This window comes from Variovorax sp. PBL-E5, from assembly GCF_901827185.1.
Classification (GTDB): domain Bacteria; phylum Pseudomonadota; class Gammaproteobacteria; order Burkholderiales; family Burkholderiaceae_C; genus Variovorax.
Window position 1 is genome coordinate 3,176,930 of record NZ_LR594671.1, and the last position, 14,951, is coordinate 3,191,880.

The following is a 14,951-nucleotide window of genomic DNA, read 5'->3' on the forward strand; positions in this document are numbered from 1 at the left end:
AGCAAGGGCTACGCGAAGCGCGGCGTACGCCCTTCGAGATTGGCGCGCACCGCCTCGGTCTGATTCGGGCTGCCGATCAGCGTCTTCTGCTCGACCGATTCGGCCAGCAGAAGCTCGGCGGCACTGTGGCCCATCGCCGCGTTCAGCAGGCGCTTGGCCGCACGGATCGCGTCCGGGCTTTTCTGTGCGATCTCGTGCGCCATGCGCAGGGCATCGGCCAGCGGATCGGCTGCGAGCCGCGTGGCGAAACCGAGCGTCACGGCCTCCTCGCCCGAGAAGATGCGGCCGGTGAAGGTGAGCTCGCGCACGACATCGGTCCGCGCCAGCTCGCGCATCAGCACCATGCCGCCCATGTCGGGCACCAGGCCCCATTTGATCTCCATCACCGACAGCTTCGTGTCGGGCGCGACCAGCCGGACGTCCGCGCCGAGTGCGACCTGCAGGCCGCCGCCGAAGGCCACGCCGTGCACCGCCGCAATCACCGGCACCGGCACTTCGCGCCAGACCAGCGCGACCTGCTGCGCCACGTTGGCGATGCCGTGCGTGCGCGCGAGGATGTCCGCGGCCGCGCCCGAACCCAGCACCTCGCCGGCACCGCCCTGCCCCATGCGCTGGAAGGATTGCATGTCGAGCCCGGCGCAGAAGGCCTTGCCGCGGCCCGCGAGCACCACCGCGCGCACTACAGCGTCATCGCGAAGGCGGCTGCCGGCGTCGATCAGCGCCTCGAACATCGCCGGGTCGAGCGCATTCATCTTGTCGGCGCGGGCCAGATGCAGTTCGACCACGCCGTCGGCATGGCGGATGGATTCGATGCGGTCGTTCATGGCGGGTCTCCTGGCAGTGAGGCGCCGAGTATCGGCCTTCGGCGATGACCGCGCTGTCGCCCAGCCAACAGGCGGCGCCATGCCACGCAGCACCGCGATGGCGGTATCGTCGGGGCCTGGCAACCCGCATCGAAGGAACGACACCATGGCCATTCGCATCGTCCGTCTCGGCACCGCGCGCGCACCCGGCGAGGGCCTGCGCATCGGCACCGTGCGCCGCCCGCCGCGCGGCGTGCCGAAGTCCGAGTTCGCCTCGCAGGACTGGTACGACGTCTGGTATCCCAACCTCGCGCCCTCGGTCGAGACCATGAAGATGGCGCAGGCCGCCGAGACGCCTGCGCAATGGGCTGCGTTCGGCCGCAAGTTCAGGCACGAGATGGCCGAGCCCGACGCGAGCCGCAGCCTGGACCTGCTGGCCGCGCTGTCGCACCACAGCGCCTTCGCGATCGGCTGCTATTGCGAGGACGAGGCGCATTGCCACCGGGGCTTTCTGCGTGCGCTGTTGGCGGAGCGCGGGGCGGAAATCGCAGACTGAGGCGGCCGCCGCCGGGCCGCCTCAAGGCGAGCCGCGCCTCCCCCTCGGGGGGTGGCGAATTACACGCTGCGAAGCAAAGTGAAAGGCCGGGGGCCCTATCTTTGCGCCTTGTCTTTCTGGTTCTGCGCCTCGATGCGCTCGCGCGCTTCGAGCCAGTCGGCATCGCTCCACTTGCGCAGCTCGTAGAAATTGCCGCCGGTCGCCTGCGCATTGCCGCCGTCCATCATGATGCTCTGGCCGGTGAGCCAGTCGCACTGGCCGCGCGCCATCAGGAAGGCCGCGAGGTTCTGCAGTTCGCTCATCTCGCCGGTGCGGCCCATCGGGTTGGACTCCTTGCTGCGCGCGCCGGGCTCTTCGCCCGGATTCAGGCGCTTGCTCATGCCCTCGGTCGGAATCTCGCCGGGACCGACCGCGTTCAGCCGGATGCCGTAGCGCGCCCATTCGAGCGCGAGCGACTTGGTCATCACCTCGACGCCGGCCTTGCTCATCGCCGACGGCACGACGTAGGGACCGCCGTTGTCGACCCAGGTCACGATGATGCTCATCACGCTGCGGTACGGATCGCCGGCCTTCCACTGGCCGGCCTTGGCCTCGGCGACCCAGCGCTTGCCCACTGCCTGGGTGACATAGAAGCTGCCATGGAAGACGATGTTCGCGATCGCGTCGAAGGCGCGCGAGGACAGGCTCTCGGTCGGCGCGACGAAATTGCCCGCCGCGTTGTTGACGAGGCCGGTGAGGCCGCCCGATTGCCAGAGGCTGTCGACCATCTCGTCCACCGCCTGCGCGACACGGATGTCGACGCCGAAGGTGTCGATGCGGCGGCCCGGAAACTGCGTGCGCCATTCGGCCGCGGTGGCCTCGCACACGCTCTGGCGCCGGCCGCAGATCGCGATGTCGGCGCCGAGGCCGAGAAAGCGCTCGGCCATCGCGCGGCCGAGGCCGGTACCGCCGCCGGTCACGAGGATGCGCTGGCCGGCCATGAGATCGGTCTGGAACATGAGGCTCTCCTTCTTTGTCGCGATGGAACGCGGGTTGAGAAGCGCATCGTAGAGCCGACGGCCGCTGCCGGTAAGCTCGAAGGTGACACCCATCGCAAGGATTCCGGCCGATGCCCTCCTCCTCCGCGCTCGATGACAGCGACGTGCCGCTGCTCACGCCGGCGGACTGAGCACCGGCGTGCGCCGCAGCGCATCGAGCAGTTCGCGTTCGCGCTCGCGCACAGGTTCGAGACTCCGGGCGCGCACGTGGCCGTAGCCGCGGATCTGCTCCGGCAGCGACGCGAGCGCCACGGCCGCGTCGTGCTGCGATGCATCCCTGCTGCGTTCGAGCGCCGAAAGGATCGCGTCGATGCTGTCCTCGTAGCGCCGGATCAGCGAGCGCTCCATGCGCCGCTCCGCGGTGTGGCCGAACACATCGAAGGCGGTGCCGCGCAGGAAGCGAAGCTTCGCGAGGATGCGGAACACCGGGATGACCCAGGGGCCGAATTCCCTCTTCTTCCAATCGCCCTTCGCGTCGCGCCGGGAAAGCAGGGGCGGTGCAAGATGGAAGACGAGCTTGTAGCCGCCCTCGAACTGCCGTGACACGCGGTCGAGGAAGCCGCTCTGCACGTGCAGGCGCGCCACCTCGTACTCGTCCTTGATCGCCAGCAGCTTGAAGTAGCAGCGTGCGGCGGCCTCGGTGAGCGTGCTGCGCCCGGCAAAGGCGCGCGCTTCGACCTCGCGCACCCGTTCGACCAGATCGACGTAGCGCTGCGCATAGGCCTCGTCCTGGTAGCCGACGAGGAATGCCCTGCGCGAGGCGATGGCCTCGTCCAGGCTCTTCACCGGCAGCGGCGAGACGGCGTCGCCGGCCGATGTGCGCGCCGATGCCAGCAGGCGCTCGATGCCCTCCGGATCCAGCGCCGCGCGGCGTCCCCACAGAAAGGCGTCCTTGTTCATCTGCTCGGCCGCCCCGTTGAGCGCGATCGCCGCCTCGATGGACGCGACGGCGAGCGGAATCAGCCCGCGCTGGCAGGCGAAGCCCAGCATGAACATGTTGGCCGCGATGCTGTCGCCCATCAGCGCCGTGGCGATGCGGCCCGCATCCACGAACTCGGCGCCCTCGTCGCCGACCACGGCGCGCACGTTGCCGCGCAATCCGCCGCGGGGATAGCGCATGTCGGCATCGCGGGCGAAGTCGCCCGGCATCGTCTCCTGGGTGTTGACGAGCATCCGCGTGCGTCCGCGCCGTGCCGCGGCCAGGGTCTTCGAGTGGCCGGCGACGATCATGTCGCAGCCCAGGATCAGGTCCGCGCCACCCGCCGCGATGCGGATCGTCTTGATCGAATCGGGCGTGGGCCCGAAGCGCAGATGGCTCCAGACCGAGCCGCCCTTCTGCGCCAGGCCGGCCATGTCCAGCAGCCCGCAGCCGCGGCCTTCCAGATGCGCCGCCATGCCGAGGATCGCGCCGATCGTGACGACGCCGGTGCCGCCCATGCCGGCCACCAGGATGCTGTAGACGCGGTGGTCGATCGACGGCCGCGCGGGCTCCGGCAGCGCGGCGAAGGCGGTCGCGTCCGTCATGCGTTGCGGCTTGCGCAGGCTGCCGCCGAGCACGCTCACGAAGCTGGGGCAGAAGCCCTTGACGCACGAATAGTCCTTGTTGCACGAGGACTGGTCGATGCTTCGCTTGCGCCCGAACTCGGTCTCCAGCGGCTGCACCGACACGCAGTTGGACTGGACGCCGCAATCGCCGCAGCCTTCGCAGACCAGGTCGTTGATGACCACGCGCCGGGCCGGATCAGGAAAGGCACCCCGCTTGCGGCGACGGTGCTTCTCGGCCGCGCAGGTCTGGTCGTAGATCAGGGCGCTGGTGCCTTCGATCTCGCGCAGCTCGCGCTGGACTTCGTCGATCGCATCGCGGTGGTGGATCGTCAGGCCCGCCGGCCACGCGGTGGCCGCCGGATACTTGTGCGGCTCGTCGCTGACGACGGCGATGCGCCTCACGCCTTCCGCGCGAACCTGGTGCGCGATGGCCGGCACATCGAGCGGGCCGTCGTGGCGCTGCCCGCCCGTCATCGCGACCGCGTCGTTGAACAGGATCTTGTAGGTGATGTTCGTGCCGGCGGCGACCGCCGCGCGGATCGCCAGCAGCCCCGAATGGAAGTAGGTGCCGTCGCCGATGTTCTGGAACATGTGGCGCCGGCGCGAGAACGGCGCCTCGCCGACCCACGACATCCCCTCGGCGCCCATCTGGGTGTAGCCGGTGGTGGAACGGTCCATCGCCTGCGCCATCCAGCTGCAGCCGATGCCGGCGTAGGCCCTGCTGCCTTCGGGCACGACGGTGGAGCTGCTGTGCGGGCAGCCGCTGCAGAAATAGAAGCTGCGCGACACGATGTCGATGACGCCGCGGGGCGCGCGGCGCGCGCGGATCTCGTCGACGCGCCGGCGCAGCGCCTCGTTGCCGCCGAGCGCCAGCAGGCGCTCCGCGATGGCGATCGCGACCTGATTGGAATCGAGCGCCATCTCGGGCTGGAAGAGCGCGCGGCCGTTCTCGTCGAGCTTGCCGACGATGGCGGGCGCGTCGCGCCGGCCGTACAGTTGTTCCTTGAGCTGGAACTCGATCAGGCTGCGTTTCTCCTCGACGACGAGGATCTTCTGCAGCCCGGCGGCGAAGTCTGCCGCGCCTTCCGGCTCCAACGGCCAGGGCATGCCGACCTTGTAGAGGCGCAGCCCGAGCGCTGCAGCCGCGGGCTGCGAAAGATGAAGGTCGTCGAGTGCCTGCAGCACGTCGAGATAGCTCTTGCCATGGGTGATCACGCCGAGCTTCGCGGCCGGCCCGTCGATGAGGGTGCGATCGATCCGGTTGGCGCGCGCGAAGGCCCGCACCGCGCCGAGCTTGTGGCGGTGCAGCCGCGCCTCCTGCGCGTGCGGCGTGTCGGGCTGGCGGATATGGAGGCCGTCGGCCGGCAGGTCCATGCCTTCGGGGATCGCGATGCGGACGCGATGGACATCGACGTCGATCGAGCCGGTGGCCTCGACCGTGTCCTTGACGCATTTCATCGCGACCCAGCAGCCGCTGTAGCGCGACAGGGCCCATCCGATCACGCCGAAATCCAGGATCTCCTGCACGCCCGCCGGGCTCAGCACCGGAATCATCGCGTCGACCATCGCGAACTCGCTCTGGTGGCAGGTGGTGGACGACTCGCAGGTGTGATCGTCGCCCAGCAGCACGAGCACGCCGCCCAGCTTCGACGAACCGGCCAGGTTGCCGTGGCGGAACGCATCGCCGCTGCGGTCCACGCCGGGTCCCTTGCCGTACCAGAGGGCGAACACGCCGTCGTATTTGCCCTCGCCGCCGATCTCGGCCTGCTGCGAACCCCAGACCGCGGTGGCGGCGAGCTCCTCGTTGACACCGGGCACGAAGACGAGCTGGTGAGCGGCCAGATGCTTCCTTGCCTTGCCCAGCTGATCGTCGAGCCCGCCCAGCGGCGAGCCGCGATAGCCGCTGATGTAGCCGGCGGTGTCGTGTCCGCGGCTGCGATCGCGCAGCCGCTGCGTCATCGGCAGACGCACCAGCGCCTGGGTTCCGGTGATGAAGACCCGCCCTTCGTCGAGGGTGTACTTGTCGTCGAGCGCCACGGTTCGCAAGGTCATGAAATATTCATCTTGTATCTGTTTAGGTATTGTATTGTGGATACGTAGAAATGTACACTGAGGCCGTGCACCGTTCTTTCCGACGGCACGCTCGTTCGCACTCAACAGGAGACTTCATGCGACAACCCATCAGCAAGGCACTCGTCAACGGCTTCATGGCCGTTTCAACTTCCAACGTGAGCGACGCGCTCGATCGTCTGGGCCTCCAGTGCGCGCCGACGCAGATCGGCGCGCTGTGGGAAGGCTGCAGGAAGATCGTGGGCCCGGCCATGACCCTGAAGCTCGCGCCCGTCGAGTCGTCGCACAAGGAGATCACGACCGTGATCGGCACGCTCCAGGCCATCATGGAAGCGCACACGGGCGACGTGCTCGTCATCGACATCGGCGGCCGCATGGACCTGAACACCTTCGGCGGCGTGGCCGGCGCGACCAGCAAGCACTACGGCCTCGCGGGGGTGGTGTGCGACGGCGTGTCGCGCGATATCGACGAATTCAAGACGCTCGACCTGCCGGTGTTCGGCAAGGGCTTCATCCATCAGTCGGTGCGCGGCCGCGTCGGCTACGTGGGGCACGACATCGACGTGAAACTCGGGACCAACGTCGTGCGCCCCGGCGACCTGATCGTGGGCGACGAGAACGGCGTCGTGGTCGTGCCGCACGAACGGATGGCCGAGGTCCTGAAGATCGCGCGCTTCGTGAAGGAGACCGAGGACCGCGTGATCGCCGCCATCCGCAACGGCGAACATCCGATCGAGGCGCATCAGAAGGTCAAGTACGACGACATGCTGAAGGCGGCGTCATGAGCGGCGCGACCGCACTGCGCACGCGCGCGAGCGATCGCCTGGCCGAGCCAGCGGCGCCATCGCCGGACGACGATGCGATCCGCAAGGCGCTCTCGCTGATCCCGACCACCGCGGCGCTCGACCTGCTCAAGGAACAGGCACCCGCAGAACTGGTTCTGGCGCGCGTCAAGGCGCTGTTCCCGCTGAAGGGCTCCGTGGCCGGACGCGCGCGCACGCTACGCTGCCTGCCGACCCGCATCGACCACCGGCAGGCACCGGGCGGCCCCGCCAACTTCCGGCTGCTCGACGCGACCCGGCCCGGCGACTTCCTGATCTTCGATGCGCAGGGCTGGCCGGGCGGCTCGGTATTGGGCGACATGCTGGCGCTGCGGGCGAAGCTCGCCGGCGCGGTCGGCGTGGCCACGGACGGCGTGATGCGCGACCTCGCCGGCCTGGAGGAAGTCGGCCTGCCTGTCTTTGCAGCGGGCACCTTTCCCGTGCCTTCGGCGCCGACGCTGGTGGCCTGGGAGGCCGATGTGCCGGTGCAGTGCGGCGGCGCGCTGGTGCTGCCGGACGACTGGATCCTGGCCGACCGCGATGCCGTCATCGTCGTGCCGCAGCGCTGGGTGCTGGACGTGATCGACGGCTTCGACCGCTTCACCCGCGAAGAGCAGTTCTGCCGATCGCTGCTGCTGGCCGGCCTCGCGCTGCGCCAGGCCTATCCGATGCCGGCAGCGCTGCGGCCGCTCTTCGAGCGCTATCTGGCGGACGGCGAGCTGCCCTCGTCCGCGGAAGTTCAACGGACACTGGACGGCCACTGACACCGCCGGCCGAAGGAGACAGGAATGGACAAAAGACTGTTTATCAAGCTGGCGGCCGGCATGGCCTGCGGCGCCTGGAACATCGCGGCCCATGCGGACCCATGGCCGGCCAGGGAAGTGACGCTGGTCGTGCCATGGCCCGCGGGCGGAGGCACCGACCTGATCGCACGCGCCGTCGCCAACAAGCTGCAGGAGCGGCTGGGCCGGCCGATGGTCATCGACAACCGGCCGGGTGCATCCGGCATCATCGGCACCGAGCTGGTCGCCCGCGCACCCGCCGACGGCTACACGCTGGTGCTCGGCGTGACGAACACGCATGCCATCAACGCGACCTTCTTCAGGAATCTGCGCTACGACCCGATCAAGGACTTCCAGCCCGTGGCGCTGCTGGCGACCGGCCCGCACGTGGTGCTGATCAACAGCAGCACGCCGGCCAGGAACCTGGCGGAGTTCGTGGACTACGCGCGCAAGACCAGGACGCCGCTGAGCTATGCGTCCTACGGAACCGGAAGCACCTCGCACCTGATCTCCGAACTCTTCCGCGCACGGAACAAGCTGGACATGGTGCATGTGCCCTACAAGGGCATTCCGCCCGCCATCACGGACCTGCTGGGCAACCAGGTCTCGATGCTCGTGTCGACCACCGGCGCCGCGCTGCCGCAGATCAAGTCCGGACGGCTGCGCGCGATCGCCGTGATCGACGACCATCGGCTGGCCCAGCTGCCCGACGTTCCCACGATGTCCGAGCAAGGCTACGAGAACGCCGACTACACGCACTGGTACGGCATCTTCGCGCCGGCCAGGACGCCGCGTCCGATCGTCGACAGGCTGGCGAGCGACATTCAGGTCGTGCTCACGCGCGCCGATGTGCAGAAGATCTTTTCCGATGCCGGCGTCAATGCGAACTTCAAGGGCCCGGATGCATTCCGCACCTTCGTCGCCGCGGAGAAGGAACGCTGGGGCAAGCTGGTCGAGCTGTCCGGCGCGAAGGGCGATTGAGCCGACGGCCGCCGGCACCCCACCGGCTGCGCTTCACAGCTGATGGATGTTCAGGCGCTCGAGCAGCTGGCTCATGGTGTCCGTCCAATGGGTGCGCTGCCCTGCGTGCACCGCCCGGGCCAGGTCGGGGCGGCCCTTGCGGATCGCGTCCACGAGGGCCGCGTGATTCTTGACGGATGACATCGGCTTGTCGCGCAGCCGCAAGGTGAAGAGCCGCACGCGGTGCGACTGGGCGAACAGCAGGTGCGCGACTTTCGCGAGCCGGCGATTGCCGCACAGATCGACCAGGCGCGCATGGAAGGTCTCGTCGGCCTCGGCCCAGGCATCGAGGTCGTCGGCCTTCAGGGCCGCGGCCATGCGGTCGACCGCCTCCTGCAGCGCCTTGACTTCCACCGTGTTGGGCTTCTTCTCGGCGAGCAGTTCCGCGGCCACCGTCTCCAGCGGCGACAGCACCTGGTAGATGTCCCGCATGTCGTCCATCGTGATCGGCAGGACCCGATAGCCGTGGCGAGGGACCGCCTCGATCAAGCCTTCCGCCTCGAGCCGCGCCAATGCCTCGCGGATCGGCGTGCGGCTGACGCCGAGGTCGGCCGAGACCGCGTCTTCCAGCAGTTGGCTGCCACCGGACAGCTTGTTGCGCAGGATCCGCTGCTTCAAGGTGTCGTAGACGGTGTCGACCGCGCGCTGCGGCAGTTCCTTGCGATGGGGCACGTGGGGCATCCTCGACTTCAGGTGATACGCAAAAATATACACGCGATGATACGGACTCGATCTCGATGTCGCTTCTGAATCACGATGCGGCGTCTCGACACGAAGAGGGCGGGACCTTATAGTCAATTCGATGAGCCTTGATTCAAACAATTCACCGCGCACGGTGGGCGGGACGGTTGGCGCACTGGTCCTGCCGCGCCGGCGCGGCCGCCGCAAGATCGAGGGACTGGTCGAAGCCCGCCGCCAGCAGATCCTCACCGCGGCGCTCGACCTGTTCGGCACCAAGGGCTTCCACCGCACGACGACGCAGGACCTCGCCGAGCGCGCGGACGTGAGCGTCGGCCTCATCTACCAGTACTTCAAGGACAAGGAAGACCTGCTCGCGGCCGCCATCGGCCAGATCTTCGATGCCTATCTGAACGAGATCCCGCTGGCGGTCCGTGCCGCGCGCGATCCGCTGTCGCGCTTTCGCGCGGCGGTGCACGCCTACTGCCGGGTGATCGACGAGCACCGCGAGGCCGCGCTGCTCGGCTACCGCGAGACGCGTTCGCTGTCGAAGGCGCTGACCAAGGGCCTGATGGCCAAGGAAACCAAGTCGACCGAGCTCATCGGCGAGCGCGTGACCGAGTGCATCGAGGCCGGCGTCTTCCGCCGGGTCGACGTCGCGATGATGACCTACCACATCGTGGTCTTCGTCCATTCGTGGGCGCTCAATGCCTGGCGGCTCAAGGGCCAGTTCGAGCGCGAGGCCTACGTCGACGCCGGGCTGGACATGCTGCTCGGCCCGATCCTGCAGGCCGCCCCTCCGGCGAAGCGGTCCGGGCCGGTCAAGCCCGCCAAGACGGCCGCGCCCTCCGCCCGCCGCGTCACGCGCCGCGCCGCCTGACGCGCGGGCACGGGTCCCTACCCTTGACAGGGCGGAGGCGGCGCGCAAAAATAAATTTGAATGAAGCCTCATTCAAATAAGAGATAGCCGAGAAGAGACAACTTTGGCCTCCGGCACGGCAAGGCGCCGCGGCCGGCCCGGAACACCGATCAAGAAGGAGACAAGCGCATGACCATTCCTCGTTTCGCGTCCGCCTTTCGCAGCCGCCGCGCGGCCCTTGCAACCGGTGCGGCGGCAGCCCTCGGCATCCTGATGTCGGGCACGCCCGCGGCCGCGCAGGACAAGCCGATCAAGGTCGGCATGACCACCGACCTCACCGGCATCGCGGCGGCCTATGCGCGCTCGCAGGTCAACGGCGTGCAGATGGCCATCGACCAGCTCAACGCGAACGGCGGCCTGCTCGGGCGCAAGCTCGAGCTGCTGGTGCGCGATTCGCAGCTCAAGCCCGACCTCGGCACCTCGCACACGCGCGACCTGATCACGCGCGAGAACGTCGACTTCCTGATCGGCCCCGACGGCAGCGCGGTGGGCATGACGGTGTCCGCCGTCGCCAAGCAATACAAGAAGGTGGTCATGATGACCATCCCGAACACGCCGCGGCTGACCACCGAAACCTTCCATCCCTATGTCTTCACGGTGGTTCCCTCCGGCCTCATGGAGGCCCGCGCGATGGCCGAGGCCATCGGTCCCGGCAACAAGCGCATCGCCTTCATCGGCGGCGACTACGAGGCCGCACACCAGGGCCTGAAGTACTTCAAGGACTGGCTCGCGAAGGTCAATCCCTCGGCCCAGGTGGTCGGCGAAGCGTGGCCCAAGCTCGGCGAGCCCGACTACAGCAGCTACATCACGAGCCTGATGTCGTCCAAGCCCGACGTGATCTTCTCGTACCTCTGGGGCGCCGACCTGATCGGCTTCGTCAAGCAGGGCAAGCCGTACGGCGTGTTCGACAAGGCCAAGGTCGCCAGCCTGGTGTTCCTCGACGACATGAAGGCGCTCGGCAGCGAGATGCCCGACGGCCTGATCGCGCAGATGCGCGCGCCCTTCTTCGCGATCGAGGGCGACCGCATGACCAAGTTCGTCGAGCAGTACCGCGCCAGGTACAACGACTATCCGGCGGACTGGGCCATCATGGGCTACGAGGGCATGCAGATCCTCGCGCAATCCATCAAGCAGGCCAACTCGCTGGAATCGGATGCGATCGTCAAGGCCGTCGAGCAGGTGAAGTACGACGGCCTGCGCGGCCCGATCAGCTTCCGCGCCATCGACCACCAGGGCACCGTCGGCTCCTACATCGGCACCGTCACGAAGAGCGACAAGTACCCGTTCAAGACGCTGACCCACGTCAAGTACGTGCCGGCCGAGAAGATCTGGCCGACGCCGGCCGAGATCGAGCAGGCCCGCGCCGCGGTCAAGTAGACCCGGACCCCGAAAGGCAGCACGGCGCATGTTCGAGAGCATCCTGGTCCAGGCCCTGAGCGGCGTCAGCAGCGGCATGGTGCTGTTCCTGGTCGCCTCGGGCATGACGCTGATCTTCGGCACGCTGCGCGTCGCCAACTTCGCGCACGGCTCGTTCTACATGATCGCCGCCTACCTGAGCTTCACGCTGACGCGCTGGGTCGGCGGCGGCACGACGGGCTTCGTCGTCTCGCTGCTGGTGGCGCCGCTGGGCGTCGCGCTGCTGGGCGCGGGGGTCGAGCGCTTCCTGCTGCGCCGCATCGTCACGCGCGCGCACCAGTACCAGCTGATCCTGACCTATGCGCTGACGCTGATCTTCGCGGACGGCGTCAAGCTGATCTGGGGCCGCGACAACCACGTGGTGGCGCGCCCGAGCGGCCTGGACGGCGCCTTCGATCTCTTCGGCACGCCCTTCCCGAGCTACTACGCGCTCCTGATCGCGGTCGGCGCAGTGATCGCGATCGCGCTGCACCTGCTGCTCACGCGCACGCGCTTCGGCAAGGTGCTGCGGGCCTCGGTTGCCGACGGCGCGATGGTGGGCGCGCTCGGCATCGACGTGCCGCGCCTGTACACCGGCGTGTTCGCGCTCGGCGCCTGGCTCGCCGGCCTGGGCGGCGCATTGGCCGCGCCGGTCGGCTCGATCTCGCTGGGCATCGACAGCTCGATCATCATCGAGTGCTTCGCCGTCGTCATCATCGGCGGCGTCGGCAGCGTGGGCGGCGCGCTGCTGGGCGCGCTGATCATCGGCGTCACCAAGTCGGTCGGCATCCTGTTCGCGCCGAAGCTGGCCATCGCCTTCATCTTCATCGCGCTGTGCGCCGTGCTGGTGCTGCGGCCGCAGGGCCTGCTCGGCCGCAGCACGGCCTGACCCGGAACCCGTACCTTCGAGCATGAGCGCTGCCCTGCCCACTTCACACGCACCCGCGCGGCGCGGGTCGCGCGCCGCGATCGGCTGGTGCGCTGCCGCGCTCGTGTTCGCGCTGCTGCCGCTGGTGCTCGGCGAAAGCTATGTCTTCCTCACGGTCGACTTCTTCATCATGTCGCTGTTCGCGATGAGCTACAACCTGCTGCTCGGCCAGGGCGGCATGCTGTCCTTCGGGCACGCGACCTACTATGGGCTGGGCGCCTACGCGGTCGCGATCCTGCAGAACAAGTACGGCGTGCCGCCGTGGCTCGGCCTCGCGGCGGCGCCGGTCGTGGCCGCGCTCGGCGCTTTCGCGATCGGCTGGCTCTCGGTGCGCGTCACCGGGATGTACTTCGCGATGCTCACGCTGGCCTTCGGGCAGCTGGTGTTCACGCTGGTGCTCGGCTGGTACAGCTTCACCGGCGGCGACGACGGGCTGCCGGTGGCGCTGCCGGACTGGATGCTGTCGGCGCGCAACTACTACTACTTCAGCCTCGTCGTGGTGGCGCTGTGCATCTGGCTGATCCACCGCATCACGCATTCGCCCTTCGGCATCGCGCTCGGCGCGATCCGCGACAACCGGCAGCGTGCGGCCTACATCGGACTCGACGTGCGGCGGCTGGAACTGCGCGTGTTCGTGGTGGCCGGCGCCTTTGCCGGCATCGCGGGCGGCCTGCGCGCGCCGCTGCAGCAGATGGCCTTTCCGTCGCTGCTCGGCTGGAGCCAGTCGGCCGACCCGGTGCTGATGGCGCTGGCCGGCGGCATCCACAACTTCGTCGGCCCGATCGTCGGCGCGGCGCTTTTCGTGTTCACCAATTTCGCCGTCACCAGCCGCTTCGAATACCCGCTCCTGGTGTTCGGCACGCTGGTGCTCTTGATCGTGCTGTTCCTGCCGAACGGCATCGTCGGCAGCCTCGCGCGCAAGCGCCGGGCCGTGACGGAACATCGCCCATGAGCCGCAGCACGATCCTGTCCATCGAGGACATCGGCAAGAACTTCGCCGGCTTCCATGCGCTCAGCGGCGTCAACCTGCAGGTCGGCGAGAACAGCGTGCACGCGCTGATCGGGCCCAACGGCGCCGGCAAGAGCACGCTGCTCAACGTGGTGTCGGGCCATCTCGCGCCGAGCGCGGGCCGCGTGATGTTCCAGGGCCGCTCGATCTGCGGACGTCCGCCGCACGAGACCGCGCGCCGCGGCGTGGCGCGCTCGTTCCAGATCACCAGCATCTTCGCCGGCTTCAGCGTGTTCGAGAACGTGCAGATGGCGCTGCTGGCGCAGCACGGCCTGTGCACGCGCATGTTCCGCCCTGCCGCACCGATGCTGCGCGACGAGGCCCTGGCACTGCTGCAGCTGGTGCGGCTCGACGGCCAGGCCGAGCGCATCGCGGGCGAGCTGGCCGCGGGCGACCGCAAGCGGCTCGAGTTCGCGATCGCGATGGCCGGCCGGCCGAAGGTGATGCTGCTCGACGAGCCCACCGCCGGCATGAGCCCGGACGAGCGCGCGATCGTGATCCATCTGATCCGCTCGATCAACCGCGAGCGCGGCGTGGCGGTGCTGTTCACCGAGCACGACATCGAGATGGTGTTCGCGATCGCCGACCGCATCACCGTGCTGCACCAGGGCAGCTGCATCGCCGACGGCGTGCCCGCCGCGGTGCGCGCCGACCGGCGCGTGCAGGAGGTCTACCTGGGCGAGGACGACGAAGACGATGCTGCGCTGCACTGAGCTCAACACCTGGTACGGCCCGGCGCACGTGCTCTTCGACGTCGAGCTGGACGTGGCCGAGGGCCGCGTACTCTCGCTGCTCGGGCGCAATGGCGTCGGCAAGTCGACGCTGCTCAAAAGCATCATCGGCCTGGTGCCGCCGGGCTCCGGCGAGATCATGTTCGATGGCCTGAACCTGCGCGGACTGCCTCCGCACCGGATCGCGCAGGCGGGCATCGGCTACGTGCCCGAGGAGCGGCGCGTCTTCGCCGACCTGACGGTGGAAGAGAACCTCGAGATCGCCGAGTTGCGCCGCGGTGCCTGGTCGCGGCGCGAGGCCTTCCGCGCCTTTCCCGCGCTGGAGGAATTCCGCCAGCGCCGCGCCGGCCTGCTGAGCGGCGGCCAGCAGCAGATGCTGACCATCGCGCGCGCGCTGATGGGCAATCCGCGCCTGCTCCTGGTCGACGAGCCGACCGAGGGCCTGTCGCCGATCATGGTGAAGACGCTGGCCGGCACCATCCACGACCTCAAGCGCGCCGGCCAGACCATGGTGGTGGCGGCGCAGGACCTGCGCTTCGCGCTCTCGATCGCCGACGAGCTTGCCGTGCTCGACCGCGGCCGCGTGGTGTACCGCAAGGACGGGGACGCGGCGCGCGCCGACGTCGAGCACATCAAGGCCCTGCTGGCCTTGTGAGC

At 68.6% G+C, this 14,951-nt stretch carries 14 protein-coding genes; 10 read left to right on the plus strand and 4 right to left on the minus strand.

The genetic code is table 11. The features are described 5' to 3' along the window. Nucleotides 1-8: 8 nt before the first annotated feature. Entirely contained in the window at nt 9-824 is an 816-nt protein-coding gene (locus tag WDLP6_RS15420; protein WP_162593044.1) for a crotonase/enoyl-CoA hydratase family protein, read from the minus strand. Between the two features lie 145 nt (nt 825-969). On the opposite strand from WDLP6_RS15420, the gene WDLP6_RS15425 reads away from it, so the two are divergent. Next, nucleotides 970-1,359 carry a DUF488 domain-containing protein gene (locus WDLP6_RS15425; RefSeq protein WP_162593045.1) on the plus strand — a complete coding sequence of 130 codons (390 nt, stop codon included), beginning with the start codon at nt 970-972 and terminating at the stop codon, nt 1,357-1,359. Nucleotides 1,360-1,454: 95 nt separating this feature from the next. On the opposite strand, the gene WDLP6_RS15430 is transcribed toward WDLP6_RS15425, so the two are convergent. Together WDLP6_RS15430 and WDLP6_RS15435 are read right to left on the minus strand one after the other, a co-directional pair. Then, on the minus strand, nt 1,455-2,357 hold the full coding sequence (locus WDLP6_RS15430) for an SDR family oxidoreductase (RefSeq protein WP_162593046.1): 903 nt from the start codon (nt 2,355-2,357) through the stop codon (nt 1,455-1,457). A gap of 153 nt (nt 2,358-2,510) precedes the next feature. Continuing rightward, nucleotides 2,511-6,035 carry an indolepyruvate ferredoxin oxidoreductase family protein gene (locus WDLP6_RS15435; RefSeq protein WP_269475601.1) on the minus strand — a complete coding sequence of 1,175 codons (3,525 nt, stop codon included), beginning with the start codon at nt 6,033-6,035 and terminating at the stop codon, nt 2,511-2,513. A gap of 74 nt (nt 6,036-6,109) precedes the next feature. Here WDLP6_RS15435 and WDLP6_RS15440 point away from each other — a divergent pair, with 74 nt between their 5' ends. Genes WDLP6_RS15440 through WDLP6_RS15450 form a run of 3 tightly spaced genes read left to right on the plus strand, consistent with a single transcriptional unit; the run spans nt 6,110 to nt 8,595 of the window. Next, a complete protein-coding gene (locus tag WDLP6_RS15440; RefSeq protein ID WP_162568016.1) occupies nt 6,110-6,796 on the plus strand; it encodes an RraA family protein in 687 nt (228 codons plus the stop codon). Further along, nucleotides 6,793-7,596, plus strand: coding sequence for an RraA family protein (locus tag WDLP6_RS15445; protein ID WP_162593048.1), 804 nt, complete (start codon nt 6,793-6,795; stop codon nt 7,594-7,596). Before WDLP6_RS15440 ends, WDLP6_RS15445 begins: the two co-directional genes overlap by 4 nt. A gap of 24 nt (nt 7,597-7,620) precedes the next feature. Further along, on the plus strand, nt 7,621-8,595 hold the full coding sequence (locus tag WDLP6_RS15450; RefSeq protein ID WP_162593049.1) for a Bug family tripartite tricarboxylate transporter substrate binding protein: 975 nt from the start codon (nt 7,621-7,623) through the stop codon (nt 8,593-8,595). A 33-nt stretch (nt 8,596-8,628) separates the two neighbouring features. Here WDLP6_RS15450 and WDLP6_RS15455 read toward each other — a convergent pair whose 3' ends face one another. Further along, the gene (locus WDLP6_RS15455) at nt 8,629-9,306 is read right to left on the minus strand and encodes a GntR family transcriptional regulator (protein ID WP_232077077.1); all 678 of its coding nucleotides are present in this window, start codon (nt 9,304-9,306) and stop codon (nt 8,629-8,631) included. 130 nt (nt 9,307-9,436) lie between these two features. Between WDLP6_RS15455 and WDLP6_RS15460 the strand changes: the two genes are divergently transcribed. The 6 genes from WDLP6_RS15460 (at nt 9,437) to WDLP6_RS15485 (ending at nt 14,949) form a co-directional block, all read left to right on the plus strand. Next, nucleotides 9,437-10,192: a TetR/AcrR family transcriptional regulator gene (locus WDLP6_RS15460; RefSeq protein ID WP_162593051.1), complete on the plus strand. Its 756-nt coding sequence runs from the start codon at nt 9,437-9,439 to the stop codon at nt 10,190-10,192. Between the two features lie 168 nt (nt 10,193-10,360). Next, nucleotides 10,361-11,608 (plus strand): ABC transporter substrate-binding protein, encoded by a 1,248-nt coding sequence (locus tag WDLP6_RS15465; protein ID WP_162593052.1) that lies wholly within the window; start codon nt 10,361-10,363, stop codon nt 11,606-11,608. A gap of 28 nt (nt 11,609-11,636) precedes the next feature. Beyond that, complete coding sequence (locus WDLP6_RS15470) at nt 11,637-12,515, plus strand: branched-chain amino acid ABC transporter permease (protein ID WP_162568022.1); 879 nt, start codon at nt 11,637-11,639, stop codon at nt 12,513-12,515. A gap of 22 nt (nt 12,516-12,537) precedes the next feature. Further along, the gene (locus tag WDLP6_RS15475) at nt 12,538-13,506 is read left to right on the plus strand and encodes a branched-chain amino acid ABC transporter permease (protein ID WP_162593053.1); all 969 of its coding nucleotides are present in this window, start codon (nt 12,538-12,540) and stop codon (nt 13,504-13,506) included. After that, nucleotides 13,503-14,276, plus strand: a complete 774-nt coding sequence (locus WDLP6_RS15480) for an ABC transporter ATP-binding protein (protein WP_162593054.1) — start codon at nt 13,503-13,505, stop codon at nt 14,274-14,276. Before WDLP6_RS15475 ends, WDLP6_RS15480 begins: the two co-directional genes overlap by 4 nt. Continuing rightward, on the plus strand, nt 14,260-14,949 hold the full coding sequence (locus WDLP6_RS15485; protein ID WP_162593055.1) for an ABC transporter ATP-binding protein: 690 nt from the start codon (nt 14,260-14,262) through the stop codon (nt 14,947-14,949). The genes WDLP6_RS15480 and WDLP6_RS15485 overlap by 17 nt, the downstream gene beginning before the upstream one ends. Nucleotides 14,950-14,951 lie beyond the last annotated feature (2 nt).

Coding starts and splice junctions, on each gene's coding strand:
- WDLP6_RS15420 (WP_162593044.1), bottom strand. CDS start 824: ATGAACGACCGCATCGAATCCATCCGCCATGCCGACGGCGTGGTCGAA.
- WDLP6_RS15425 (WP_162593045.1), top strand. CDS start 970: ATGGCCATTCGCATCGTCCGTCTCGGCACCGCGCGCGCACCCGGCGAG.
- WDLP6_RS15430 (WP_162593046.1), bottom strand. CDS start 2,357: ATGTTCCAGACCGATCTCATGGCCGGCCAGCGCATCCTCGTGACCGGC.
- WDLP6_RS15440 (WP_162568016.1), top strand. CDS start 6,110: ATGCGACAACCCATCAGCAAGGCACTCGTCAACGGCTTCATGGCCGTT.
- WDLP6_RS15445 (WP_162593048.1), top strand. CDS start 6,793: ATGAGCGGCGCGACCGCACTGCGCACGCGCGCGAGCGATCGCCTGGCC.
- WDLP6_RS15450 (WP_162593049.1), top strand. CDS start 7,621: ATGGACAAAAGACTGTTTATCAAGCTGGCGGCCGGCATGGCCTGCGGC.
- WDLP6_RS15460 (WP_162593051.1), top strand. CDS start 9,437: ATGAGCCTTGATTCAAACAATTCACCGCGCACGGTGGGCGGGACGGTT.
- WDLP6_RS15465 (WP_162593052.1), top strand. CDS start 10,361: ATGACCATTCCTCGTTTCGCGTCCGCCTTTCGCAGCCGCCGCGCGGCC.
- WDLP6_RS15470 (WP_162568022.1), top strand. CDS start 11,637: ATGTTCGAGAGCATCCTGGTCCAGGCCCTGAGCGGCGTCAGCAGCGGC.
- WDLP6_RS15475 (WP_162593053.1), top strand. CDS start 12,538: ATGAGCGCTGCCCTGCCCACTTCACACGCACCCGCGCGGCGCGGGTCG.
- WDLP6_RS15480 (WP_162593054.1), top strand. CDS start 13,503: ATGAGCCGCAGCACGATCCTGTCCATCGAGGACATCGGCAAGAACTTC.
- WDLP6_RS15485 (WP_162593055.1), top strand. CDS start 14,260: ATGCTGCGCTGCACTGAGCTCAACACCTGGTACGGCCCGGCGCACGTG.